Origin of the sequence: Leifsonia poae (genome assembly GCF_027921845.1) — a bacterium.
Lineage (GTDB): Bacteria > Actinomycetota > Actinomycetes > Actinomycetales > Microbacteriaceae > Leifsonia > Leifsonia poae.
Map to the genome: position 1 here is coordinate 188,131 of NZ_BSEN01000006.1, position 16,969 is coordinate 205,099.

At 67.8% G+C, this 16,969-nt stretch carries 15 protein-coding genes and 1 rRNA gene (1 of these 16 cut by a window edge); 13 read left to right on the forward strand and 3 right to left on the reverse strand.

The annotated features are described in order from the left end of the window. The first annotated feature begins 1 nt into the window (after window position 1). Together PKE84_RS07910 and PKE84_RS07915 are read left to right on the forward strand one after the other, a co-directional pair. Complete coding sequence (locus tag PKE84_RS07910; RefSeq protein WP_271176687.1) at window positions 2–790, forward strand: polyprenol monophosphomannose synthase; 789 nt, start codon at window positions 2–4, stop codon at window positions 788–790. A gap of 49 nt (window positions 791–839) precedes the next feature. Beyond that, window positions 840–1,373, forward strand: coding sequence for a YbhB/YbcL family Raf kinase inhibitor-like protein (locus PKE84_RS07915; RefSeq protein WP_271176688.1), 534 nt, complete (start codon window positions 840–842; stop codon window positions 1,371–1,373). Between the two features lie 16 nt (window positions 1,374–1,389). Here PKE84_RS07915 and PKE84_RS07920 read toward each other — a convergent pair whose 3' ends face one another. Next, on the reverse strand, window positions 1,390–2,028 hold the full coding sequence (locus PKE84_RS07920) for a LysE family translocator (protein WP_271176689.1): 639 nt from the start codon (window positions 2,026–2,028) through the stop codon (window positions 1,390–1,392). Window positions 2,029–2,078: 50 nt separating this feature from the next. On the opposite strand from PKE84_RS07920, the gene PKE84_RS07925 reads away from it, so the two are divergent. The 3 genes from PKE84_RS07925 to PKE84_RS07935 are packed head-to-tail and all read left to right on the forward strand — an operon-like array spanning window position 2,079 to window position 5,699. Then, complete coding sequence (locus PKE84_RS07925; RefSeq protein WP_271176690.1) at window positions 2,079–3,650, forward strand: MmgE/PrpD family protein; 1,572 nt, start codon at window positions 2,079–2,081, stop codon at window positions 3,648–3,650. Next, window positions 3,650–4,549: a methylisocitrate lyase gene (gene prpB / locus PKE84_RS07930; RefSeq protein WP_271176691.1), complete on the forward strand. Its 900-nt coding sequence runs from the start codon at window positions 3,650–3,652 to the stop codon at window positions 4,547–4,549. Before PKE84_RS07925 ends, prpB begins: the two co-directional genes overlap by 1 nt. Before the next feature lie 22 nt (window positions 4,550–4,571). Further along, a complete protein-coding gene (locus PKE84_RS07935; protein WP_271176692.1) occupies window positions 4,572–5,699 on the forward strand; it encodes a bifunctional 2-methylcitrate synthase/citrate synthase in 1,128 nt (375 codons plus the stop codon). Between the two features lie 135 nt (window positions 5,700–5,834). Here PKE84_RS07935 and PKE84_RS07940 read toward each other — a convergent pair whose 3' ends face one another. Next, entirely contained in the window at window positions 5,835–7,022 is a 1,188-nt protein-coding gene (locus PKE84_RS07940; protein ID WP_271176693.1) for an acetyl-CoA C-acetyltransferase, read from the reverse strand. A gap of 72 nt (window positions 7,023–7,094) precedes the next feature. On the opposite strand from PKE84_RS07940, the gene pip reads away from it, so the two are divergent. Then, complete coding sequence (gene pip, locus PKE84_RS07945; protein WP_271176694.1) at window positions 7,095–8,054, forward strand: prolyl aminopeptidase; 960 nt, start codon at window positions 7,095–7,097, stop codon at window positions 8,052–8,054. 77 nt (window positions 8,055–8,131) lie between these two features. Further along, window positions 8,132–8,911 (forward strand): JAB domain-containing protein, encoded by a 780-nt coding sequence (locus tag PKE84_RS07950; protein ID WP_271176695.1) that lies wholly within the window; start codon window positions 8,132–8,134, stop codon window positions 8,909–8,911. On the opposite strand, the gene aspS is transcribed toward PKE84_RS07950, so the two are convergent. After that, the gene (aspS, locus tag PKE84_RS07955) at window positions 8,841–10,154 is read right to left on the reverse strand and encodes an aspartate--tRNA(Asn) ligase (RefSeq protein ID WP_373877131.1); all 1,314 of its coding nucleotides are present in this window, start codon (window positions 10,152–10,154) and stop codon (window positions 8,841–8,843) included. The genes PKE84_RS07950 and aspS overlap by 71 nt on opposite strands. 121 nt (window positions 10,155–10,275) lie before the next feature. On the opposite strand from aspS, the gene PKE84_RS07960 reads away from it, so the two are divergent. From PKE84_RS07960 to PKE84_RS07985, 6 genes are all read left to right on the forward strand, one after another. Next, complete coding sequence (locus PKE84_RS07960) at window positions 10,276–10,971, forward strand: histidine phosphatase family protein (protein WP_271176697.1); 696 nt, start codon at window positions 10,276–10,278, stop codon at window positions 10,969–10,971. Further along, on the forward strand, window positions 10,968–11,573 hold the full coding sequence (locus tag PKE84_RS07965; RefSeq protein ID WP_271176698.1) for a TlpA family protein disulfide reductase: 606 nt from the start codon (window positions 10,968–10,970) through the stop codon (window positions 11,571–11,573). The genes PKE84_RS07960 and PKE84_RS07965 overlap by 4 nt, the downstream gene beginning before the upstream one ends. A gap of 1 nt (window position 11,574) precedes the next feature. Then, entirely contained in the window at window positions 11,575–12,315 is a 741-nt protein-coding gene (locus tag PKE84_RS07970) for a cytochrome c biogenesis CcdA family protein (RefSeq protein ID WP_271176699.1), read from the forward strand. Continuing rightward, window positions 12,299–13,930, forward strand: a complete 1,632-nt coding sequence (resB, locus tag PKE84_RS07975) for a cytochrome c biogenesis protein ResB (RefSeq protein ID WP_271176700.1) — start codon at window positions 12,299–12,301, stop codon at window positions 13,928–13,930. Before PKE84_RS07970 ends, resB begins: the two co-directional genes overlap by 17 nt. Before the next feature lie 10 nt (window positions 13,931–13,940). Continuing rightward, on the forward strand, window positions 13,941–15,011 hold the full coding sequence (gene ccsB, locus PKE84_RS07980) for a c-type cytochrome biogenesis protein CcsB (protein ID WP_271176701.1): 1,071 nt from the start codon (window positions 13,941–13,943) through the stop codon (window positions 15,009–15,011). A 795-nt stretch (window positions 15,012–15,806) separates the two neighbouring features. Further along, a 16S ribosomal RNA gene (locus tag PKE84_RS07985) occupies window positions 15,807–16,969 on the forward strand; it runs 359 nt beyond the window's last position.

A 16,969-nucleotide genomic window follows, 5' to 3' on the forward strand; every position in this document is an offset into this window, starting at 1 on the left:
CGTGAGCACCCTCGTGATCATCCCCACCTACAACGAGCGCGAGAACGTGGAGCCGATCGTCGCACGCGTGCGCGCAGCGACGCCTGAGGTAGAAGTCCTCGTGGTCGACGACAACTCTCCGGACGGCACGGGAGCGATCGCGGACGCGCTCGCCGCGGCCGACACGCACGTGCACGTGCTGCACCGCGCGGGCAAGGAGGGCCTCGGAGCCGCCTACCGCGACGGCATGCGCTGGGCGCTCGACAGCGGCTACGACCGGATCGTGGAGATGGACGCCGACGGCTCGCACCAGCCGGAGCAGCTACGGCGCCTGCTCGACGCCCTCCGCGCAGAGGGGGGCGGGGCTCCGGATGCCGGTGCCGACGTCGTCCTCGGCTCGCGCTGGGTGCCGGGCGGCGGCGTCGAGAACTGGCCGGCGCGCCGGCGTCTGCTCTCGCGCGGCGGCAGCACCTACTCGCGGATCGCGCTCGGCGTGCCCGCCCGCGACGTCACCGGCGGCTACCGTGCGTTCACGGCCGACGCCCTGCGGCGCATCCGGTTCACCGATGTGGAGAGCCAGGGCTATTGCTTCCAGATCGACATGCTGCGGCGCGCATACGATGCGGGCCTGACCGTCGCCGAGGTGCCGATCACGTTCGTCGAACGCGAGCACGGTGCCTCCAAGATGACGGGCGGGATCGTCGCCGAGGCCATGCTGCGCGTGACCGGCTGGGGCATCACCGGCCTCCCGTCGCGCTTCCGCCGGCGCCAGCACGCAGCCGCACCCGTCGAGTCGTCCGCGCACCGCTGAGGCGAACGGCGGGCGAACGGCGGGCGAACGTCGGGCGTACGGTGAAGTCATGACTGCGACAGACCCGTACGAGCGCTTCGGCGCCGTCCCTCAGTTCACCCTCACCAGCGACGACGTCGCCCAGGATGTTCCGCTCGACCGCGCCCACTGGGGCGCAGGCGGCGGTGGCGGCGACATCTCGCCGCAGCTCAGCTGGAGCGGCTTCCCCGCCGAGACCAAGAGCTTCGCCGTCACCATCCACGATCCGGATGCTCCCACCGGGTCCGGCTTCTGGCACTGGGCCGTCTACAACATCCCGGCCTCCGTCACCTCCCTCGAGCGCGGCGCCGGAGCGGAGGGCGGGGGAGATCTCCCGCAGGGCGCGGCCATGCTCTCGAACGAGCTCGGCTCCAAGAGCTTCACCGGTGCGGGGCCGCCTCCCGGCACCGGCACCCACCACTACAACATCGTCGTGCACGCCCTCGACGTCGAATCCCTCGACCTCGACCCCGCGTCGACACCGGCCGTGCTCGGCTTCAACGCGCACTTCCACTCGCTGGCGCGCGCGGTGCTGACCCCGGTCGCGACCGCGGGCGACATCTAGGCCCTCGCTCGCGGACTCAGTGCTTGTTGCCGGTCAGCGCGAGCACGCCGCCGAGCCCGATCATCATCACGCCGCCCGCTGCCCCGAGGTGCTCCACGCGCTTCGGGGAGCGGGCGAACCACGTGCGGGCCGTTCCGGCCACGAGGGCCCAGCTGCTGTCGCAGGCCAGCGCGATCAGCAGGAAGACCAGGCCGAGCTCCATCATCTGCAGCGGGATGGAGCCCGCCGAGTAGTCGACGAACTGCGGCAGCACCGCCACGAAGAACACGAGCGACTTCGGGTTGGTGATCCCGACCAGGAACCCCTCCGACAGGATGCGCACCCGAGACCGCGCCGGCGGCGTCGCCTCGTGCGTCACCGCCGTGTGCCGCCGATGCCGGATGGCCTGGACGCCGAGGTACACGAGATACGCGGCGCCCGCGAACTTGATGACGGTGAACACGACGACCGACTGCGCGACCACGGCGCCGACGCCCAGGGCGACAGCGGCGATGAGCGGGAGCATCCCGAGGGCGTTGCCGAGCACGCTGAGCAGGCCGCCGGCGCGGCCGAGGGCCAGCGAACGGCCGATCACGAAGAGCACGCTCGGGCCGGGGATGACGATCAGGGCCAGCGATGCCAGCGCGAACGCGAGCAGGGACGACGTCGGAACCATGCGCACAGCGTACTGCCCCGCCACCCAGCCGGAGCGGGTAGGTTCGAGGGGTGAAGCTCCACAACGTGCGCGTGCACCGCAGCGACGAAGAACTCACCCGTCAGAACCAGCTCGCCTGGAAGATCGCCGAGGTCGCTGCCGACCCGGTCGAGGTCACGCCGGAGGTCACCGAGATGGTGATCAACCGCGTCATCGACAATGCGGCGGTCGCTGCCGCGTCGCTCACGCGCCGGCCGGTCGTCTCCGCGCGGTCGCAGGCGCTCGCGCATCCGCTGCCGACCCGGCAGCTCGAGGAGCTGACCGAGACGCTCGAGCACCCGCAGGACGGCTCGACGGTATTCGGCGAGGAGCAGGCGCTGCGGGTCAGCCCCGAGTGGGCGGCCTGGGCGAACGGTGTCGCCGTGCGCGAGCTGGACTACCATGACACGTTCCTCGCGGCCGAGTACTCGCATCCGGGCGACAACATCCCGCCGATCACCGCGGTCGCGCAGCACGCGGCGCGCGCGTTCGGCCTGACCGGGCGCGAGCTGGTGCGCGGCATCGCGACCGGCTACGAGATCCAGATCGATCTGGCGAAGGCGATCAGCCTGCATGCGCACAAGATCGACCACGTCGCACACCTCGGCCCGAGCGCCGCCGCAGGCATCGGCACGATGCTCGGACTTCCCGTGGAGACGATCTTCCAGGCGATCGGGCAGGCGCTGCACACGACCACCGCGACGCGGCAGTCGCGCAAGGGCGAGATCTCCAGCTGGAAGGCGCACGCCCCGGCGTTCGCGGGCAAGATGGCCGTCGAGGCGATCGATCGCGCGATGCGCGGAGAGACGAGCCCGACCCCGATCTACGAGGGTGAAGACGGAGTGATCGCCTGGCTGCTCGACGGCCCGCAGGCGTCGTACGACGTCCCGCTCCCCGAGCCCGGCGAGGCGAAGCGCGCGATCCTCGACTCGTACACCAAGGAGCACTCGGCCGAATATCAGGCGCAGGCCTGGATCGACCTGGCCCGCAAGCTGCACCGCGAGCATCCGGAGGTCGCCGACCCGTCGCGGGTCGACGCGATCGTGATCCACACCTCGCACCACACGCACTACGTGATCGGCTCGGGCGCCAACGACCCGCAGAAGTACGACCCGACGGCGTCGCGCGAGACCCTGGACCACTCCATCCCGTACATCTTCACCGTGGCGCTGCAGGACGGCGGCTGGCACCATGTCGACTCCTATCTCCCGTCGCGGGCGGCGCGGCCGGACACGGTCGAGCTCTGGGGCAAGGTCACCACGACGGAGGACCCGGAGTGGACCCGCCGCTACCACTCGATCGACCCGGCCGAGAAGGCGTTCGGCGGACGCGTCGAGATCCGGATGGCCGACGGCACGGTGATCACCGACGAGATCGCCGTCGCCGACGCCCATCCGCTCGGCGCCCGCCCGTTCGCCCGCGCCGACTACGTGAACAAGTTCCGGATGCTCGCCGCCGACGTTCTCGAGCCGGCCGAGATCGACCGCTTCCTGTCCGTCGCCGAACGGCTCCCGTCACTGACCGCCGCCGAGCTCGGCGGCCTCACCATCACCGCGGCGCCGGGCGTGCTCGCCTCCGTCCCGGCCCCGAAGGGACTCTTCTGATGCTCTACTCCACCGTTCCCGCCCACGAGAAGCGGGCCGCCTTTCGCGCCCGGCTGAACTCCGGCGAGCTCATCCGGATGCCCGGCGCCTTCAACCCGCTCAGCGCGCGCCTCATCGAGCGCAAGGGCTTCGAGGGCGTCTACATCTCGGGCGCCGTCCTCAGCGCCGACCTCGGCCTGCCCGACATCGGCCTCACCACGCTCACCGAGGTCGCCGGCCGGTCCGGCCAGATCACCCGGATGACCGACCTGCCAGCCCTCGTCGACGCCGACACGGGATTCGGCGAGCCGATGAACGTCGCACGCACCGTGCAGACACTGGAGGACGCCGGGGTGGCCGGGCTCCACATCGAAGACCAGGTCAATCCGAAGCGCTGCGGGCACCTCGACGGCAAGCAGGTCGTCGACGAGGACACCGCGCTCAAGCGCATCCGGGCCGCCGCCGACGCCCGCCGCGACCCGAACCTGCTGATCATGGCCCGCACCGACATCCGGGCCGTCGAAGGCCTCGACGCCGCGATCGACCGCGCGAAGGCGCTCGTCGACGCGGGCGCCGACGCGATCTTCCCCGAAGCCATGGCCGACCTCTCCGAATTCGAGGCCGTGCGCCGGGCGATCGACGTGCCGATCCTGGCCAACATGACCGAGTTCGGCAAGAGCGAGCTGTTCACGGTGGACCAGCTCCGCGACATCGGCGTCAACATCGTCATCTGGCCGGTCTCGCTGCTGCGCCTCGCGATGGGCGCCGCCGAACGCGGCCTCGACCAGCTGCTCGAGACCGGCACGCTCGAGCCGAAGCTCGGCGAGATGCAGCATCGCGCGGAGCTGTACGACCTGATTGACTACGAGGGATACAACGCGTTCGACACCTCGGTGTACAACTTCGAGGTTCGACGCTAGCGACCCGCAGCGAAGGAGCAGCATGACCGATCCGGAGATCCACAAGGGCCTGGCCGGCGTCGTGGTCGACACCACCGCCATCTCGAGCGTCAACCCCGAGACCAACTCCCTGCTCTATCGCGGCTATCCCGTGCAGGAGCTGGCGGAGCACTGCTCGTTCGAGGAGGTCGCCTATCTCCTCTGGAACGGCGAGCTGCCCGGCGACGACGAGCTCGTCGCCTTCGAGGCGCTTGAGCGTTCGCTGCGTGTGCTGGACGACCGCACCAAGCGCATCATCGACGATGTGCCGGTCGCCGCGCATCCGATGGATGTGGTGCGCAGCGCGGTCAGTCAGCTCGGCGGGCTCGACGAGACCCTGGAGCAACCGGACGGCGTCCTCGACCCCGAACTGAACAACGGCCGCGCGATCTACCTGCTCGCACAGCTGCCCGCGATCGTCGCCTACGACCAGCGCCGCCGTCGCGGACTGCCGGCGGTCGAGCCGCGGGACGATCTGGACTACGCACGCAACTTCCTCTGGATGACCTTCGGCGAGGTCCCCGACGACGTGGTGGTTGATGCGTTCCGCGTGTCCCTCGTGCTGTACGCCGAGCACTCGTTCAACGCTTCGACGTTCACGGCCCGCGTCATCGCCTCGACGCTCTCCGATCTGTACTCGGCGGTCACGGGCGCCGTCGGTGCTCTGAAGGGTCCGCTGCACGGCGGCGCCAACGAGGCCGTCATGCACGCGTTCGACGAGATCGGGTCGGCCGACAAGGCCGAGGCCTGGCTCGACGACGCGCTGGCGAGCAAGCGCAAGATCATGGGCTTCGGGCACCGGGTCTACAAGAACGGCGACTCGCGGGTGCCCACGATGAAGGCCGCGTTCGAGAAGCTCGCCGAGCACTACGACCGCCAGGACATGCTCGACCTCTACAACGCGCTCGAGAAGGCCATGGGCGACCGCAAGAACATCAAGCCGAACCTCGACTACCCGTCGGGGCCGGCGTACAACCTGATGGGCTTCGACACCGAGACGTTCACGCCGCTCTTCGCGGCTGCCCGGGTCGCCGGCTGGACGGCGCACATCGCGGAGCAGTACGCGGCGAACTCGCTCATCCGGCCGTTGTCGCTCTACAACGGGCCGACCGAACGGCACCTGTCGCGCTAGCGGCGCCGTACCGCCCCACTGCCACCTCGTAACTCCGGAAGATCGCGTCGAAATCGGCCGGACTTCCGGAGTTACGCGCATCCGGGCGGCGTGTCGAGCGAACCTTCCGGAGTTGTGCGGGCTCGCCCGCTCGCCCTACCGCCAGAGCAGCAGCGCCTCGCCCTGCCCGCCGCCGCCGCACAGCGCCACCGCCGCCCGCCCCGACCCGCGCCGCGCCAGTTCGTGCGCCGCGTGCCCGGCCAGTCGCGCGCCCGACGCGCCGATCGGATGCCCGAGCGCGATCGCGCCGCCGTGGATGTTCACTTTCTCCGGGTCGAGCCCGAGGTCGGCCATCGACTGAAGCCCGACCGCCGCGAACGCCTCATTGATCTCCACGAGGTCGAGGTCGTCGACGGTCCAGTCGGTCTTGGCGAGCGCCGCCGCGATCGCGTGCGACGGCTGCGAGTGAAGCGAGTTGTCCGGACCGGCCACCTGCCCGCTCGCACCGACCACCGCGAGCCAGTCGAGACCGAGCCGCTCCGCGTTCTCGCGGCTGGTCAGCACCAGGGCCGCCGCGCCGTCGCTGAGCGGTGACGAATTGCCCGCGGTCAGCGTGCCGCCGTCGGCGAAGCTCGGGCGCAACCGCGCGAGCGTCTCGGCCGTCGAATCCGGCCGCACGCCTTCGTCGCTGGAGACGACGACGGGCTCCCCGCGCCGCTGCGGGATGCTCACCGGCGCGATCTCGTCGTCGAAGGTCCCGTCGGCAGCCGCACGCCCCGCCCGCTGGTGCGAGGTCGCGGCGAACGCATCCTGCGCCTCGCGCGTGAGCCCGAGCTTCTCGGTGTACCTCTCGGTGGAGGCCCCCATCGAGATGCCCTCGAACGCGTCGGTCAGGCCGTCGTGGGCCGCCGAGTCGACGGCCTGGATCGAGCCGTAGGTCCAGCCTTTGCGGGAACCGGGCAGCACGTGCGGGGCGTTCGTCATCGACTCTTGCCCGCCGGCGACGACGACCTCGGCGTCCCCGGTGCGGATGAGACGCGCCGCATCCGTCACCGACACCAGGCCGGACAGGCACACCTTGTTGATCGTCACGGCGGGGACGTCCCATCCGATCCCGGCCGCGATCGCCGTCTGCCGCGCGGGGTTCTGCCCGGCGCCCGCCTGCAGCACCTGCCCGAAGATCACCGCATCGACGGCGTCCGGCGACAGGCCGGACCGCTCGAGAGCCCGGCGGAGCGCGACGGCGCCCAGTTCGACAGCGCTCAGCGAGGCGAGGGCCCCGAGGATCTTGCCCTGCGGTGTGCGGGCGGCGGACAGGATGACAGCGTCTCGTGGACTGTTCATGGCGACTCCTTCGTGGCCTTCGTGCGCCGGCTCGTGACCGGCTCCTCCCAGATTCTCATACCCTGGGCTGTTATGGACCGCTACCCCGAGATCGACCCGTTCGCCACCGGAATGCTCGACGTCGGCGACGGTGACCTGGTCTATTGGGAGACCAGCGGCAACCCGGCCGGAACGCCCGTCGTCGTGCTGCACGGCGGCCCCGGCTCCGGCTCCACCCCGGGCGGCCGGCGCACCTGGGATCCGGCGAAGTACCTCATCGTGCAGCTGGATCAGCGCAACTGCGGGCACAGCACCCCGCCGGCGTCCGATCCGGCGACCGATCTCTCCAGCAACACCACGCACGCTCTCATCGCCGACCTCGAGCAGCTCCGCCGGCACCTCGGCGTCGATCGCTGGGTCGTCTGGGGCGGCTCCTGGGGCTGCACGCTGGCCCTAGCCTACGCCGAGCAGTATCCGGAACGCGTGCGTGCGCTGATCCTGGTGTCGGTCACGATGACGCGGCGCTCCGACGTGCGCTGGCTGTACCACGAGACCGGCCGGTATCTGCCGGCCGAGTGGCACGCCTTCCGCGACGGTGTTCCGGAGAGCGAGCGGGATGGCGACCTGGTGGCCGCCTACGACCGGATGCTCAACCATTCCGGCGACGTCGAGGTGCAGGCACGCGCGGCGGAGCTCTGGTGCGCGTGGGAGGACGCCGCGGTCTCGCTCGAACCGGGCTGGCGGCCGAGCGAACGCTACCGCGACCCCGGGTTCCGGATGCAGTTCGCGCGGATCGTCGCGCACTACTTCAGCAACGGCGCCTGGCTGGAGGAGGGGCAGCTCCTCCGTGACGCCGGGCGACTGGCGGGCATCCCCGGCGTGCTCATCCACGGCCGGTTCGATGTCGGCGGTCCCGTCGACGTTCCCTGGCTGCTCGCGCAGGCGTGGCCGGATGCCCGCCTCGAGGTCGTCGGCTCCGCCGGCCATCAGGGCAGCGCGGAGACGACGCGCCTGCTCCTCGAGGCAGCCGCGCAATTCGCTGACGCGCCCTGAGAGTTTCCACAGGTCGAGTTTTCCACAGATCTGGTGCCGCTCGACCCTGTGCGCTCTCCTCTTCTTAGCGTGGGGGCATGTCATCAGACGTCCTGTCCTCAGACGCCACAGCCTCGACCGACGAAGAGGTGCCGCTCGCAGAGATCCCGCACCATGACAGGCCCCGTGAACGGATGCGCCGGCTCGGTGTCGGCGCCCTCACCGACGACGAGGTGCTCGCCCTGGTGCTCGGCTCCGGGCAGCCCGGCCAGAACGTGATCGCCTTCGCCCGTGCCATCCTGCGTCGCACCGGCGGTTTCCCCGGTCTGGCGACGATGGACTACGCACGCCTCGAGCGGCTCGACGGCGTCGGCCCCGCGACCGCCGGACGGCTGGTGGCGATCATCGAGATCTGGCGCCGGGCGGGAACGGCGAAGGCCTGGGCCCGGCTCGTCGACCATGCGGCCGTCGCACGCATCGTGCTGCCGGAGCTCGTGCACCGCGACACCGGCCGCTTCGTCGTGGTGGTCGCCGACCGCGCGGCGAGGCCGATCGAGGTCTCGCTCCTCCGCGACGGCGGGGTCGATCAGGTCAACGTCGAACCGGCGGAGGTGCTCCAGGCCGTGCTCGCGCGCGGCGGCCGATCGTTCGCGGTGGCGCACAACCACCCCGGGGGCACCCTCGACGCCAGCGTCGCCGACGTCGCGACCACGCGCAGGCTCGATCAGGCCGCGGCCACGATCGGCGTGCGTTTCCTCGGGCACATCCTGGTCGCCGGCGACGAGTGGATGGCCCTTCCGCCGCGGGCTACGGCAGCAGGCGCGTCGGTCCGCGGAAGAGGTAGGTCGTCTCCCGCAGGTTCGACAGGTGCAGCATGAGCATCAGCACCCGCGCGAGTCCCATCCCGAAGCCTCCATGCGGCGGAACGCCGTAGCGGAAGAAGTCGAGGTAGAAATCGAGCTCCTCGGGCTCGAGGCCCTTCTCGCGGGCCTGCTCCTCCAGGATCTCCACGCGGTGCTCGCGCTGGGCGCCAGTCGAGATCTCGACGCCGTTGAAGATGAGGTCGTAGCTGTTGGTGAGCGACGCGTCGTCGGCGTGACGCATGTGATAGAACGGCCGGATGCTCGAGGCGTAGTCGGTCAGGAAGACAAATTCGTGACCGAACTCCTCCTTGACGTAGGCCGAGATCTGGCGTTCGCCCTCCGGGTCCATGTCGTCGTCGTGACGGGGGACCTCGTAGCCGCGCTCGGCCACGATCCGCTTCGCCTCGGCGAGGGGGATGCGCGGGAACGGCGTGCTGGGAACGACCACCTCGACGTCGAACAGCTCCTTGATCTGCTCGCCGTGCTTCTCCTTGACCGCGGTGAAGCCGGCGACGATGAGGTTCTCGTGGAGCGTCATGACGTCTTCGTGGCTGTCGATCCAGCTGAGCTCGGTGTCGACGCTCGTGAATTCCGTGGCGTGGCGGCTGGTGAAGCTGGGGTCGGCGCGGAACGCCGGGCCGATCTCGAAGATCTTGCCGAAACCGGCCGACTGCGCCATCTGCTTGAAGAACTGCGGGCTCTGCGACAGGTAGGCGGTGCGGTCGAAGTACTCCACCTCGAACAGCTCGGCGCGCGACTCGCTCGGGCTCGCCATCAGCTTGGGGGTGTGGATCTCGATGAAGTCGTTGCTCACCCAGTACTCGCGCAGCGCGTGCTCGAACGTCGTCTGGATGCGGAAGATCAGGTTGTTCTTCGGCTCGCGCAGGTCGAGGAAGCGCCAGTCCATGCGCTTGTCGATCCCGCTGTCGCCGGCGATCGGCGTCTCGGGGATGGCAGCGGTCGCGACGGTGAGCGACGAGAGCTTGATCTCGATCCCGCCGAGCTTCACGCGCTCGTCGTGCTTGAGCTCGCCGGTGGCGGTGACGAAGCTGCCCTGCGAGAGCCCCGAGATGGTGGTCGCAGGCTCGTCGGCGATGACGACGCCTTCGGCGTCGACGTTCCGCGGGTTCACGAGCTGAACGGCACCGGTCTCGTCGCGCAGAACGACGAACTGCACCTTCTTCTGGTCGCGGACGGTCTCAACCCAGCCGGCGACGGTCACAGGGCCGTCGGATGCGGCGGCCAGGTCCTTGATCAATACTCGTGCGGTCACGAAGCACAAGCCTACCGTCCGCCACTACCGCCCGAACGGCCGGTCCGAGCGGCGCCCGACCCCGCGCTCAGTGAATTCAAGGGAAACGCCTCCGTAGACTGGGGCCGTGGTAGCAAGCCAAGTACATCTCGTCCGTCACGGAGAGGTGTTCAATCCCGACGGCATCCTGTACGGCAGGCTGCCGGGCTTCGGCCTCTCCAAACTCGGCCACCGCATGGCTTCCGCCGCCGCCGACGACCTGGCCTCGCGCGACCGTTCCATGACGGGTCTTCGGGTGTCGCCGTTGCAGCGCACCCGAGAGTCCGCCGCCCCGATCGCGACAGCGCTCGGCCTGACTCCCGAGATCGACGACCGCATCATCGAGCCCACGAACCACTTCGAGGGGACGGTGATGCGCCGCGCGCTTCGCAACCCCGTCAACTGGCCCTATCTCGTCAACCCGGTCCGTCCGACCTGGGGCGAGGCCTACAAGCGCATCGAGAAGCGGATGCTCGCGGCCGTCGACGACGCCTTCGACTCGGTCGACGAGGGCGATGTCGTGCTCGTCAGCCACCAGCTGCCGATCTGGGTCACCCACCTGTCGGTCTCGGGGGAGCGCTTCTGGCACGACCCGCGCAAGCGCCGCTGCGCCCTGTCGAGCATCACCACCTTCGAGCGCACCCTGTTCCAGCCGAGCGAGCTGCCGCCCGCGCCGCCCGGAGCGCCCGTGCCGACCGAGCCCATGCTGCGCATCGTCGAGGTCGGCTACGTCGAACCCGCCGCCTCGCTGAGTGCCACCGCAACCGATGTGGGGGCCGTGTGAAGCGCCGGACCCGCCTCCTGACCTCCGCCGTGGCGCTCGTCGCCGCGACAGGACTCCTCCTCACCGGATGCACGACCGACAAGCTCGCCGAGCAGTACCGCGCGGGCACCGGTCAGAACTACATCGCCGGCGACGGCACCGTCAGCGAGTTCGCCGCGGCCAACCGCGGCGCCGCGATCTCCTTCACCGGAAAGACAGGGGAAGGCGAGACGGTCTCGTCGAAGCAGTACGCCGGCAAGGTCCTCGTGGTCAACTTCTGGTACGCCGGCTGCCCACCGTGCCGAGTCGAGGCTCCCGACCTCGAGAAGCTCTACCAGAAGTACAAGGGCTCGGGCGTCGACTTCCTCGGCGTCAACATCTACGACTCGGCGGCCACCTCGGCGAGCTTCGGCGACGAGAAGGGCATCACCTACCCGTCGGTCCTCGACCGCGACACGGGTTCCGTCCTCCTGGCGTTCAGCAAGACCGTGCCGCCGAAGGCGACCCCGACCACGCTCGTCATCGACAAGAAGGGCCGCGTCGCCGCCCGTATCCTCGGCGCGATCCCCGACCGCAGTATCCTCGACACGCTCATCAGCGACACGCTCGCCGAGACCGACTGACGTGGGAAGCATCGGAGAGATCGTCTTCAGCGGGCAGCTGCTGCTGGCGCTGCCCATCGCCCTGCTGGCGGGCCTCGTCTCGTTCGCCTCGCCGTGCGTGCTTCCGCTGGTGCCGGGCTACCTCGCGTACGTCGGGGGGTTCAGCGACCCCGGAGAGAAGCGGGACAAGTCCCGGCTGCTCACCGGTGTGGCCCTCTTCATCCTGGGTTTCGCCGTCGTGTTCATCGCCTACGGAGCGGCCTTCGGCGCCCTGGGGCAGTGGCTGTTCCGCTGGCAGGACGTGGTCGTGCGCATCCTGGGTGTGTTCGTGATCGTGATGGGGCTGGTCTTCATCGGACAGTTCTCGTTCCTGCAACGAACGATCAAGCCGTCGTGGCGGCCGGCGACCGGGCTCATCGGCGCACCCCTGCTCGGTATCGTGTTCGGCCTCGGCTGGACACCGTGCATCGGCCCGACTCTCGCGGCCATCAGCGCACTCAGCGTCGGCACGGGCTCTCCGTGGCGCGGGGCGCTCCTCGGCCTCTTCTACTGCATCGGCCTCGGCATCCCGTTCCTCCTCGTCGCCCTCGGCTTCGACTGGGTCGCCGGGTCGGTGGCGTTCCTCAAGCGGCACATCCGTGCCATCAACATCATCGGCGGCGTGCTGCTGGTCATCATCGGCATTCTGATGGCGACCGGCATCTGGAGCGCGCTGATGTCGCAATTCCTGGCGGTGATCCAAGGCTTTGAGCCGGCCCTCTGACCACATCGACTCCGCGCCACCGCGTGAAGACCCCGGCATCGTCCAGCCCAAGCTGGGCTTCGTGGGGTGGATCCGCTGGTTCTGGCGGCAGCTCACGAGCATGCGCACGGCGCTGTTCCTGCTGCTCCTTCTCGCCGTCGCGGCGGTGCCGGGCTCGCTGGTGCCGCAGCGGTCGTCCGACCCGAACGGCGTCACACAGTACTTCGCCGAGCATCCGGACATCGCGCCGTTCCTCGACAAGCTGCAGGCGTTCGACGTCTACACGTCGGCCTGGTTCTCGGCCATCTATCTGCTGCTGTTCGTCTCGCTCATCGGCTGCGTCATCCCGCGCACCAAGCACCACTGGGATGCGCTGCGCGCCAAGCCGCCCCGCACACCGGCCCGGCTCACCCGCATGGCCGGCTTCCAGGCGCGCCTCCTCTCGTCCGAGCAGGCGGCCACGGCGCCCGAGCCGATCCAGGCCGCGAGCGAGCTGCTGCGCAGGAGCCGCTATCGCGTCGCGCTGTACCAGGACGCGCGGTCGACATCGGTGTCGGCGGAGCGCGGCTACCTGCGCGAGACCGGCAACCTCGTCTTCCACATCGCGCTGCTCGGCGTCCTCCTCGCGGTCGGGCTCGGCGGCGGCTTCGGCTTCACGGGGCAGAAGATCGTCGTGGAGGGCCAGAGCTTCGTCAACAGCATCACGTCGTACAACTCGTTCAACCCCGGCCGGTTCTTCAACAGCTCCTCACTGGTGCCGTTCTCGATCCAGGTCGACAGGCTCGACGTGAACTACGAGACCAAGAACAAAGACGCCCTGGGTACGCCGATCGACTACACCGCGCACGTCACCACGACCGAACCCGGATCTCCGCCGCGCAGGCAGACGATCAAGGTCAACGAGCCGCTCGCGATCGGCGGCACCAACGCCTACCTCCTCGGCAACGGCTACGCCCCGTCGATCACCGTGCGCGACGCCAAGGGCAAGGTCGTCTTCCAAGACGACGTCGTCTTCCGCCCGACCGGCGACGTCAACCTGACGTCGCAGGGTGTGATCAAGATCCCGGATGGCCTCAGCAAGCAGGTCGGCATGACCGGGTTCTTCTACCCGACGGTCGGCGACAGTTCGGTCGCCGGGGCCAAGGCGTCGACGTCACCCGGGCTCAACGACCCGCTCGTGAGCCTCAACGTCTATGTCGGCGACCTGGGTCTGGACAGCGGCGTTCCGCAGAACGTCTACACCCTCAACACTGACAAGATGACGCCCGTGGCGGGCGCCGGCGCGAAGTCGGGGCAGAAGGCGCTCGAGATCGCGCCCGGTCAGACCGTGCAGCTGCCGAACGGTCTCGGCTCGATCGAGGTCACCGGGGTGAAGAGGTTCATCGGCCTCGACATCCACCACGACCCGGCGCAGGGCTGGGTGCTGCTGTTCGCGATCCTCATCCTGGCCGGGCTGCTCACCTCGCTGTTCGTTCCCCGCCGTCGCATCTGGGTCAAAGCCGTCGACAACGCCGACGGTTCGGTGACCCTCGAATACGCGGGCCTCGCCCGCGGTGAAGACCCCAACCTGCTCGGCGCGATCCGCGACATCGCGGATCAGCATTCCGCCGTACTCACCGACCGACGAAACACTTAGGCTTACTGACGTGACCGAAACACTGGCTCAACTCTCGACCGTGTTCATCTACGCGGCGATGGGTATCTACGCGCTCGCGTTCATCGCGTTCGCCCTCGACCTCGCCCGGCGAGGGGCGAGAGCCACGGCCGACGAAGTCGCCGCGGTCCCGAGTGCTGTCGCACGGCGAGCGGAAGTCGGCGCCCGGCAGGGATCGGGCGCCTCCACAGTGGTGACGGTCGGCTCCGCCGAGGGGGGAGGCAGCTCGGGCACCTCGACGCTGACCCGCCTCAGCTCACGGATCACGTCGAGGGTCGAAGACGAGGTCGCCAACGGGGGACCGGCATCGGTCGCGATGCGCACCGCCTTCGTGCTCACGATCGTCGGGTTCGCGTTCCATCTGTTCGCCACGATCCTGCGGGGCATCGCCGCCGGCCGCGTTCCGTGGGCGAACATGTGGGAGTTCTCGATGACGGGCACCCTCGTGATCATCGGGGTGTTCCTGCTCGTCAATCTGCGCTGGGATCTCAAGTACCTCGGCACCTTCGTGCTCGGCTTGGTGTGCATCCTGCTGATGATCGCGACGGTGCGTTACTACGTTCCGGTGGTCCCGCTCCCGCCGGCCCTCCAGTCGTACTGGCTCGTGATCCACATCATGGTGGCCATCCTCGGCACCGCGTTCTTCGCGCTCGGGTTCGCGCTGTCCGGTCTGCAGCTGCTGCAAGTGCGGCGCGAGCGGCAGATCGAGGAGTCGCGGCCGCAGCAGTTCAAGTTCCTGTCGACGCTTCCGGGATCCAAGACTCTCGAGAACCTCGCCTACCGCGTGAACATCGTGGGCTTCATCTTCTGGACGTTCACCCTCATCGCCGGTGCCATCTGGGCGGAAAAGGCATGGGGCCGGTATTGGGGCTGGGACACCAAGGAAGTCTGGACGTTCATCATCTGGGTGATCTACGCCGGCTACATCCACGCGCGGGCGACCCGCGGTTGGCGCGGTTCGCGTTCCGCCTGGCTGGCGATCATCGGCTTCTCCGCCGTGATGTTCAACTTCGGCGTGGTGAACGTGTTCTTCAAAGGCCTTCACGCGTACTCCGGTCTCTGATCCACGGACTCCGATCGACGCGATCGACACGCAAGCCCCTCGGTGCATTCGCATCCGAGGGGCTTTCTGTTTTCGCGGGATGCAGCTCCCGTTCGCGCGGACGGCGGGAGTTGCTCGAGCATTCCGGAAATTCTGGAGTGAATCCGGCGCCGACGGCACGGCACTCTGCGGTGCGCTGGTGGCGGCGCTGGAGAGCGGGAAAGGGGGCGGATCCGCGGAATGACGCGGAAGTCGGGATGCGACACGCCCGGGCTGCAAGCCGGATTTGCGAGCCCCTGGGGACCTGCGTAAAGTACTTACTTGTCACCCCAAAGGTGCGGGAGAGCCGAAGAGCTCCCCGGCCTCAAGCGGGACCGAATCCTTAGCCTAACGGCAAATCTCAACTTGATTGAGAGCGCCCGAAATGCTTAGGATATAAACCCCACTCACTGAGCAGGTCTAACCGACTCGGATCGTGTGAAACGGTTGCGTCCAGAAAGGGCCGCCGCGAGAACGCGAAACGGTCGACTTGACAAACTGACTGAGAGTGGTAAGGTAGAGAAGTTGCCCCAGAGAGACGGCCGGGAGGTCAGAAACTGGGAGCGTCCGATCCTTGAGAACTCAACAGCGTGCACAATGTCAAATGCCAAATAACCTCGGCTTGACTCTTCGGAGACAAGCGAGATTCCTTTGGATTAGAACAGAATGTCAGTAGATATTCGAAACTAGTCAGATCAACTCGCGGGAAGAACAGATCAATTCCGATCCGCTTCTCGCACAATGTTTCCCAGTCGCTTGCGACTGTGGAGCTAAACATTTACGGAGAGTTTGATCCTGGCTCAGGACGAACGCTGGCGGCGTGCTTAACACATGCAAGTCGAACGATGAACCAGGAGCTTGCTCTTGGGGATTAGTGGCGAACGGGTGAGTAACACGTGAGTAACCTGCCCTTGACTCTGGGATAACCTCCGGAAACGGAAGCTAATACCGGATATGACGTACGGAGGCATCTCCTGTACGTGGAAAGAATTTCGGTCAAGGATGGACTCGCGGCCTATCAGGTAGTTGGTGAGGTAACGGCCCACCAAGCCTACGACGGGTAGCCGGCCTGAGAGGGTGACCGGCCACACTGGGACTGAGACACGGCCCAGACTCCTACGGGAGGCAGCAGTGGGGAATATTGCACAATGGGCGCAAGCCTGATGCAGCAACGCCGCGTGAGGGACGACGGCCTTCGGGTTGTAAACCTCTTTTAGTAGGGAAGAAGCGAAAGTGACGGTACCTGCAGAAAAAGCACCGGCTAACTACGTGCCAGCAGCCGCGGTAATACGTAGGGTGCAAGCGTTGTCCGGAATTATTGGGCGTAAAGAGCTCGTAGGCGGTTTGTCGCGTCTGCTGTGAAATCCCGAGGCTCAACCTCGGGCCTGCAGTGGGTACGGGCAGACTAGAGTGCGGTAGGGGAGATTGGAATTCCTGGTGTAGCGGTGGAATGCGCAGATATCAGGAGGAACACCGATGGCGAAGGCAGATCTCTGGGCCGTAACTGACGCTGAGGAGCGAAAGCGTGGGGAGCGAACAGGATTAGATACCCTGGTAGTCCACGCCGTAAACGTTGGGAACTAGATGTGGGGACCATTCCACGGTCTCCGTGTCGCAGCTAACGCATTAAGTTCCCCGCCTGGGGAGTACGGCCGCAAGGCTAAAACTCAAAGGAATTGACGGGGGCCCGCACAAGCGGCGGAGCATGCGGATTAATTCGATGCAACGCGAAGAACCTTACCAAGACTTGACATATACGAGAACGGGCCAGAAATGGTCAACTCTTTGGACACTCGTAAACAGGTGGTGCATGGTTGTCGTCAGCTCGTGTCGTGAGATGTTGGGTTAAGTCCCGCAACGAGCGCAACCCTCGTTCTATGTTGCCAGCACGTAATGGTGGGAACTCATAGGAGACTGCCGGGGTCAACTCGGAGGAAGGT

Bases quoted from the DNA above. Each gene is read 5' to 3' on its own strand.
- PKE84_RS07915 (WP_271176688.1), top strand. From the start codon at position 840: ATGACTGCGACAGACCCGTACGAGCGCTTCGGCGCCGTCCCTCAGTTC.
- PKE84_RS07920 (WP_271176689.1), bottom strand. From the start codon at position 2,028: ATGGTTCCGACGTCGTCCCTGCTCGCGTTCGCGCTGGCATCGCTGGCC.
- prpB (WP_271176691.1), top strand. From the start codon at position 3,650: ATGCTCTACTCCACCGTTCCCGCCCACGAGAAGCGGGCCGCCTTTCGC.
- PKE84_RS07935 (WP_271176692.1), top strand. From the start codon at position 4,572: ATGACCGATCCGGAGATCCACAAGGGCCTGGCCGGCGTCGTGGTCGAC.
- PKE84_RS07940 (WP_271176693.1), bottom strand. From the start codon at position 7,022: ATGAACAGTCCACGAGACGCTGTCATCCTGTCCGCCGCCCGCACACCG.
- pip (WP_271176694.1), top strand. From the start codon at position 7,095: ATGGACCGCTACCCCGAGATCGACCCGTTCGCCACCGGAATGCTCGAC.
- PKE84_RS07950 (WP_271176695.1), top strand. From the start codon at position 8,132: ATGTCATCAGACGTCCTGTCCTCAGACGCCACAGCCTCGACCGACGAA.